The organism is Acidobacteriota bacterium, assembly GCA_035471785.1.
Lineage (GTDB): Bacteria > Acidobacteriota > UBA6911 > RPQK01 > DATIPO01 > JANQFM01.
Genome location: DATIPQ010000123.1, coordinates 1 through 6,959 on the forward strand (window position 1 = coordinate 1; position 6,959 = coordinate 6,959).

Below are 6,959 nucleotides of genomic sequence, written 5' to 3' on the forward strand. Positions count from 1 at the left end.
TTTCATTTCTGCTGGTACAACTTCTGTAGGGTGCATAGCTCGATTCGATGCACTCCGGCGATGGAGGCCGGGATTGCGGATCACATCATGGAGATTGGAGAAGTCTTGAGGGCGGCCTGAGCTGGGGATTCATGTATCGGAGGATAGCGGACACCGTACTGACACAGTCGGTGAAAAGCAGGTTTGCTTCGTGGTCTTGCATACTGCGTTCTGGGTGGGCTAGGGGATTCCTATCGTGCTTTCGAATCTTGTGCAGAAAATCCAGGACGGACTCTTCGGCATCGCCAAGCTTTCCCGTGCGTTGAAGTTCGTTTTCGATTTTTTTAATGATTGTGGCGAGCTTCGGATACTGATTTGGCTTGCCGAGAATTGAGTCGTACCATTGACGGGTCATCGCCTCGACTGCCCTGACCGAGTGGAACCCGCAGGCTGTATGGAGGTCAAAGGCTAGACAAAGCGCTGCCTGTCTGAAATCTCCCCTGACGAGGCCGGGGAGAGATGCCCATGCGCTTCCAAAAAACACCTCGGGTTCTTCTATCAGCTTCACAGTGTCAAGGCCGCCCTTTTCCCGGACCATGTAGATGTACCGGTCGCTCAGTACGCCGCCGAGGCTTTCTCCAAAGCCGTCGATAGCCCGCTGGATCGCTGCGCAATCGTTATCCGTCAACGCATAGTCCTTGTCCCGCTCAACGGCGGCTCTCAAATTGTCGATGCGCCTGTGTATCATGTCCACCGACCTTGTGAGCCTCTTACGTAGGCGCAACGCTTTATGGCCTAGTGCGTCCTCGATGTCCTCAACCGCCAAAACGGTGAGGGTGAGCCACGCCTTTGCGCCGCTTCCAGGCTCGGCAGCCGCTCGCAGATTCGTCAGGCGTTTCGACAGTAGGTAGAAGATGCTGTGCGGGTCTATCCTGTCCACTGGCAGTCTCCGCGTGTTTTCCCTATTACCCATCAGCTACGCCCTCCTGTCAAGAGGGCTGGCTGATGCGGGCGCCCCTCTCCCAAATCGATTGCAACGCACAAAGGCACCACTACCGGCAGAGCGGCCTTAAGGTACCTGCAAAACGCTGAAGGAATGACCTGTCGCCCCCAGAAACGTCTCCAGGCCCCGCTTCGAGATCGTCAGGGTGGCGGTGTTGACCAGGGGGTGGCATTGAATCTTGTCGGCGTCCCAAATCCCGCGGTCGATAAAGACCTCGACACGGTGCTCGGGATCGTTGACGAGTCCCAACAGGGTGACCGAACCGGCGTCCACGCCCAGGTGGTGCTTCAGGCGTTCCTCTGAGCCGAAGCTGAGCTTGCCGGCCCCGATGGCTTGGGCGCAGGCTTTCAAGTCGACTCGCTGCCGGGCCGGCACGACCACCAGGAAGTGCCGTTTGCCCTTGCGGTCGCGCAGAAAGAGATTCTTGGTCTTGACTCCCGGCAAGTCGGGTATGAGCTCCTCTACCTGTTCCACCGTATAGACGGGAGGATGGCGGAAGCGCTCATAGCTGATGCCGTGCTGGTCAAGGAAGCCGTAGATGTCGCTCATGGCCGCCATTGTAACGGGGCGGCTTCCCTGCGGGTCATCGGTTGAGCCGAAAGCGTACGCTGATAGTGCCCACCACCGGCACCGGTTGGCCGTTGAGAATGGTGGGAGAATACCTCCATTGGAGCACCGCTTCCAAGGCCGGCTCGGCCAGGAACTTGTGCCCGTCCACCACCTCGGCCTGGGTCACTTTTCCCTCCTCGTCGACGATGACCTTGATCAGCACTTTGCCTTGCAGTCCGATGCGCCGCGCCAGGTCGGGATAGACGGGATCGACCCGCCGGATGAGTCGGGAGGCCAGCACGTCGCCTCCAACACGCTCGGGCTCAAGGTTCTTCGGGCGCGGCGGGGGCGGAGGGGGCGGCACGGTGGAGGGCGATACCCGCGTCAAACCAGATGGGATCCCCACGCTTGCGCCTCTTACGCCGTCAGGCAGAGCGGATCTTTGGCCGCTGCCGTCTGCCCACAGCTCCATGGGCGTGGGCAATGCTTCATCGGGCGGCGGAATCTCCTCAGGGACCACAGTGGGAGCTACGAAAGCGTCGGCCAGGATGACCGCTCTTTCCACGGGCTGGCTCTGTGGCGAGGAAGGGGCGGGCGGCGGCGGCACCGGCAGCGGCTGAACGCGGGGCGGCGGCGCCATGAAGGCCAGCAATTGGCTGCCCGGCAGGGCCTGGTAGAAGATCATCGGCAAGGCCAGGACCAGTCCGATGACGATGCCGTGTGCGAGCAAGGAAAACCAGAACCCGCGACCGCCCGAGTTTTTCTTGCGGGCGCACGACGACTCCAACAATTGATCAAACATCTTAACCTCCGTGTAATTTGTAATATGTAGTCGCTGCAGGGGCGCGGAAGTTCCATCTTTCGTCACAGGAGCCCCGCTCGCCAATCGCGAGGCAGGGCAAGGGCCGGTAAAGGCCCCTCGGGGCCTGGTGACGCTCAAGGGGGTCAGCCCTGGGAGTTAAGCTATCAGGCCGAGATGGAAGCACCCGATCTCAAAGTGCTGCAAGAAATGCGCCCGATTCCCGATCAGGGGTTGGGGCCGGAGCAGAAGCTGGCATTGGCCGTGCTTGTCAAGGCCGTCTCGGACGTGCGCAGCGGCAATGCCTATGGAGTGGAAGCTGCTGCTTTTCTGCAATCGAGCCGCAGCGAGTTCTGGCTGCAGTTGCTGGGAGCCACCGCGCGGGGCCGCGAACGAGTGCGCCGGGAGGCTGCCCGACTAGGGGATTAGCGGCGCTTTGAGCCCGCAAGAGCCGAAGAATTGAGAGGGGGTTCCGCCGCTCAAGACCTGCCGATTGTTGAACATTGATGGCGACGACCATAGCCCTGCGGGCTAAACCTGCAGATTCTCGCGCACCGCCGAATCGGTGCCGACGCGCCAGATTTTGGAGTCGAGGTAATAGTGCTGCATGGCGAAGCCGAGGACGGCAGCCACCATCACCTGCTGACCCAGGGCCAGGGTGCTGGGGTCGGTGATCCCGGCCATCATGCCCATCCAGTCGAGGACGGCATCGTCAAGCGCTACGCCGGTCACCCGCTTGACCCATTCGATCCAGGGGCCGCGGTAGAAGATGAAGGTGAAAGCCAATCCAACCAGGGCGTAGTTGGCCAGGTTGGCGAAGAGAAAGCGCGGCACCCGGTAGCGCCGCTCCTGACTGCCCGCGTACTTCTTGCGTCCATAGAAGTAGACGATGCAATGATATTGGATGTTGTGCCCGGCGGTGACGATGGGATTGAGAAAAAGCACGATCACCGGATGGGAGAAAGCCACCAGATGCAGCGGAATCAGAAGCGACATGTAGAGCAGCTTGCTGCCGTTGACCGGCTCTCCCCGCTTCAGCAGCAGGCCGACATGGCCCAGGTAGACCGCGATCACGCCTGCGTAAAGCGCCCAGGCCGCCGGATGGAGGATGTCGGCCACCGATAGCGAATAGAGCAAGGGTGCGTGAAGTCCCAGATCGGGGAATCCGGGCAGATCGAGGTAGGCCGAACTGGTCATGAAGAGCACGATGGGCGCGAACATGGTGGTGTTGAAAAACCAGGTGTCGAGCCGGTCGTGCCGGTAGTCCTCGCCCTTGCGCTTGTAGAGGCGGAAAAACCCCCAGTGCTGGCGCACCACGTGGTAGTAGGCCCAGAGGCGAAAGAAGGCGAAGAAGAGGATGGCCCCGTAGGCCATCAGCGCCGCGGAAAGCTGGAGTCCGAAGGAAGCGGTCAGGCTGCCCAGGGCGTAAGGCGTCACGATCAGTGCCGGCCCCAGGAGGAAGAGCCCCAGCGAACGCAGCAGTACAGTGCGGCGGGTGGCCCACTCGTCAGGGTCGCAGAAGGTGCGTCCCAAGGTGGCCCACAAGTGGGGCGCGTCCAGAAAGACAGCCCAGGAAACGAAGATGAGCAGGCGCAGGTCGAAGGGTATCTCCATCGAGCCTACCTGGAGGGTGGAAAAGGGCTCCGTCAGAGGGTCGTCCAGCGCCTGCACGGCCCACCAGATCAAGCCCACATAAAGCCACCCCACCAGTGCCGACCCGATATAGAAAACCAGGTCCAACTTGGCGCCCAGGATCCAATGAAAGCGGACCCGCCGCTCCTTGCCCGGCGGTCCCGTCATGTCCCAAGCCTGCGATTGGCCAGCCATGGATGCTGCAATTATAGCAGTCGCTTGGAGAGCGCCTCACCCTTAGTGACGCTGGCCAAACAGCGCCCTTCGGCCAGGACCCGTTGCTGGCCTTGCAGCGCGGCAGCGACGGCCATTGCCAATTCAAGGCGATTGCTATCGCAAATCTCCTGTCCTGCGACTGACCGAATCCTGCCATGGGGCAGCATCCTGGCACCTCCGGTCATTCCCTTGCTGGATCACAATGATTCGGTTTGTCACATTGCGTTTTCACCCGCTTAGCGCTTATCATGGAGCCGCCTATAGACCCACAGGAGAGAAAGGCGGGGGAAGTGATTGGCCGGGAAGTCTCGCATTTCCGCATCCTGGAGGAAATCGGCCAGGGGGGGATGGGAAAAGTCTATCTCGCCCAGGACTCAAGGCTCGACCGCAGGGTGGCCCTCAAGTTCCTGGGGGACCGCTTTCAGGAAGACCCGGTGGCGCTCAAGCGTTTCCTGCGCGAAGCCAAGTCGGCGGCGGGTTTGGACGACCCCTTCATCTGCAGCATCTTTCAAGTCGGCGAAGGACGCAGCGGGCCGGCCTTTATCGCCATGGAATTCGTCCCCGGCGAGACCCTGGAAGCCCGTCTCAAACGAGGACTCCCCGAGCTGCGCCAGGCCCTGCAGTGGGCGGTGGAAATCAGCGAGGCGTTGCAGTGCGCTCACGAGAAGTCGCTGGTGCACCGCGACCTCAAGCCGGCCAACATCATGATCACCCCCTCGGGCCACGTCAAAGTCATGGACTTCGGCTTGGCCAAGCGGCTCGACCCCATCGCGGAAGACGACGAGACCCGCTTCGAAACCATCACCAGCACCTTGACCCGCGAGGGGACCACTCCCGGCACCCTGGCCTACATGTCTCCCGAACAGCTCAAGGGCGGCGAGTTGGACACCCGTTCCGACCTCTTCGCCTTCGGCATCATCTTCTATCAGGCGCTGACCGGCGTGCATCCCTTCAAGCGTCCCTCGCCCATGGAGACGGCCAGCGCGATTTTGCGCGAGGATCCGCCCCCGCTATCCAGACTGATTGAACCCTGTCCTCCACTGCTGCAAGAAACGATGGCCGGACTGCTGGCCAAGGAGCCTTCCCAGCGCTTTGCCAAGGCCGAGGAGGTCAGCCAGCGTCTCAACCTGCTGCTCGACCGCACGGCACGCAGCGGCGACGCGCTGGGCTCGGCCATCCGGCGGACCTTGGATGCCGAGGGCGACGATCCCACCCTGCTGGGCTCGCCCACCAGCGCCGGCACCCGGGTCGACCCGCCTCGAGCCGCCAAACGTCGCTTGTGGCCCGCCTGGGCCGCTGCGGCCGTGCTCCTGCTCGTGCTGCTGATGTTCATCCCAGGCGTCCGCGCAACCTTGGGCGGCTGGGTACCGTTCCTGGCCCCCGCCGCCGAATTCCGGGTGGCGATCCTGCCCTTCGACAATTACGGCGTGCCCAGCGAGGAGGCCTCGCTGCTGCAGGGTCTGGATTCCAACCTGACCCGGCGTCTGGCTCAACTGCCGGAGCTGCGGGGAAGCTACGAGTTTGTCGCCCCCGATCAAGCCGCCTCTCTGGCCGGAGAGGGCCTGCAGCGGCTTTGGGACGATCTGGGGACCCGCTTCGCCCTGCGGGGCAGCCTTCACCAGACGGGACAGCATCTGTGGCTGACAGCCAACCTCTTCGACGCCCAGCAAGGCACCAACCTGCATTCCGTCACCCTGGACGTAGCCGGGCAGGAGTCTTCGGCGGCCGAAGACGATCTCGCCCAGCGGGTGGCCCAATTGCTGCGGCAAGAACAGCGCGCACGGTTGGCCGACGGCCAAAGTCAGGGCCAGGACAAGACCCACTATCAGATCTATCAGGAGGGGATGGACCTGCTGCGGCGCTACGATCGCGAAGGCAACGTCGATCAAGCCGTTGAAAAGCTGCAAAGCGCTTTGAGCAAGAAACGGGACTATGCGCCTGCCCACGCCGGCCTGGCCGAGGCCAACTGGAGAAGCTACCGCAGAAGCAAGGACCAGATGCATCTGGAGCAGGCGCTGACCCACTCCGAACGCGCGCTGGAACTCGACCCGCAGTTGGCGCTGACCCACGTTTCCCGGGGATTGGCCCATCTGGCGGCCGGCAACTGGGCGGAGTGCGAAGCCAGCCTCGACCAGGCGCTCAAACTGGATCCTTCCAACGCCAAGGCCTTCTATGTCATGGGCCTTCTGCGGCAAGCCCAAAAACGCCTCGAGCAGGCCCAGGGCTTCTTCGAGAAGGCCCTGGCCGAGGATCCCGATTACTGGGACGCCTTAACTGAACTGGGCGCCATTCACTACTCCGCCGGCCGCTACAAAGAGGCCGAGGAGGCTTTCCTGCGCACCATCGAGCTGCGTCCCGACAGTCACATCGGCTACCGCAATCTGGGCGGTATCCGCATGTTGCGGGGAGACCTTTCAGGCGCCGCGGCCAATTTCCAGAAGTCCCTGGAAATCAGGCCCGAGGCCGCCGCCTATTCCAACCTGGGGACCCTCCAGTTCTTCCGGGGCCTTTACGCCGAATCGGCGGCGGCCTACGAAAAGGCCATCCAAATGGGCGCCGGCGACTACCTGATCTGGGCCAATCTCGGCGACGCCTACCGCCAGCTTCCTCAATCCGCTCAAAAGGCCGAAGAGGCCTTTCAGATCGCCATCCAGAAGATGCGCGAACTGCTTCAGGAAACTCCCGAAGACCCCAACCTGCTGGTGCAACTGGCGGTGGCCCTGGCCAAGTCAGGCCGTCCGCAGGAAGCCTTGCAGGTGGCCGAGTCCGTACCAGACTCGG

6 protein-coding genes and 1 pseudogene are annotated in these 6,959 nt (G+C 62.3%); 3 read left to right on the forward strand and 4 right to left on the reverse strand.

Translation table 11 applies throughout. The features are described 5' to 3' along the window. Positions 1-117: pseudogene (locus VLU25_17960) on the forward strand (IS1 family transposase). On the opposite strand, the gene VLU25_17965 reads toward VLU25_17960, so the two are convergent. From VLU25_17965 to VLU25_17975, 3 genes are all read right to left on the reverse strand, one after another. After that, the gene (locus tag VLU25_17965; GenBank protein HSR69819.1) at positions 86-952 is read right to left on the reverse strand and encodes a hypothetical protein; all 867 of its coding nucleotides are present in this window, start codon (positions 950-952) and stop codon (positions 86-88) included. The pseudogene VLU25_17960 and the gene VLU25_17965 overlap by 32 nt on opposite strands. A gap of 96 nt (positions 953-1,048) precedes the next feature. After that, complete coding sequence (locus tag VLU25_17970) at positions 1,049-1,531, reverse strand: prolyl-tRNA synthetase associated domain-containing protein (GenBank protein HSR69820.1); 483 nt, start codon at positions 1,529-1,531, stop codon at positions 1,049-1,051. Positions 1,532-1,565: 34 nt separating this feature from the next. Next, a complete protein-coding gene (locus VLU25_17975; protein ID HSR69821.1) occupies positions 1,566-2,333 on the reverse strand; it encodes a TonB family protein in 768 nt (255 codons plus the stop codon). Positions 2,334-2,507: 174 nt separating this feature from the next. On the opposite strand from VLU25_17975, the gene VLU25_17980 reads away from it, so the two are divergent. Further along, positions 2,508-2,759, forward strand: coding sequence for a hypothetical protein (locus VLU25_17980; GenBank protein ID HSR69822.1), 252 nt, complete (start codon positions 2,508-2,510; stop codon positions 2,757-2,759). 102 nt (positions 2,760-2,861) lie between these two features. On the opposite strand, the gene VLU25_17985 is transcribed toward VLU25_17980, so the two are convergent. Continuing rightward, positions 2,862-4,157, reverse strand: a complete 1,296-nt coding sequence (locus tag VLU25_17985) for a hypothetical protein (protein ID HSR69823.1) — start codon at positions 4,155-4,157, stop codon at positions 2,862-2,864. A gap of 311 nt (positions 4,158-4,468) precedes the next feature. Here VLU25_17985 and VLU25_17990 point away from each other — a divergent pair. Further along, a partial coding sequence (locus tag VLU25_17990; protein HSR69824.1) for a protein kinase occupies positions 4,469-6,959 on the forward strand: 2,491 nt, incomplete at its 3' end.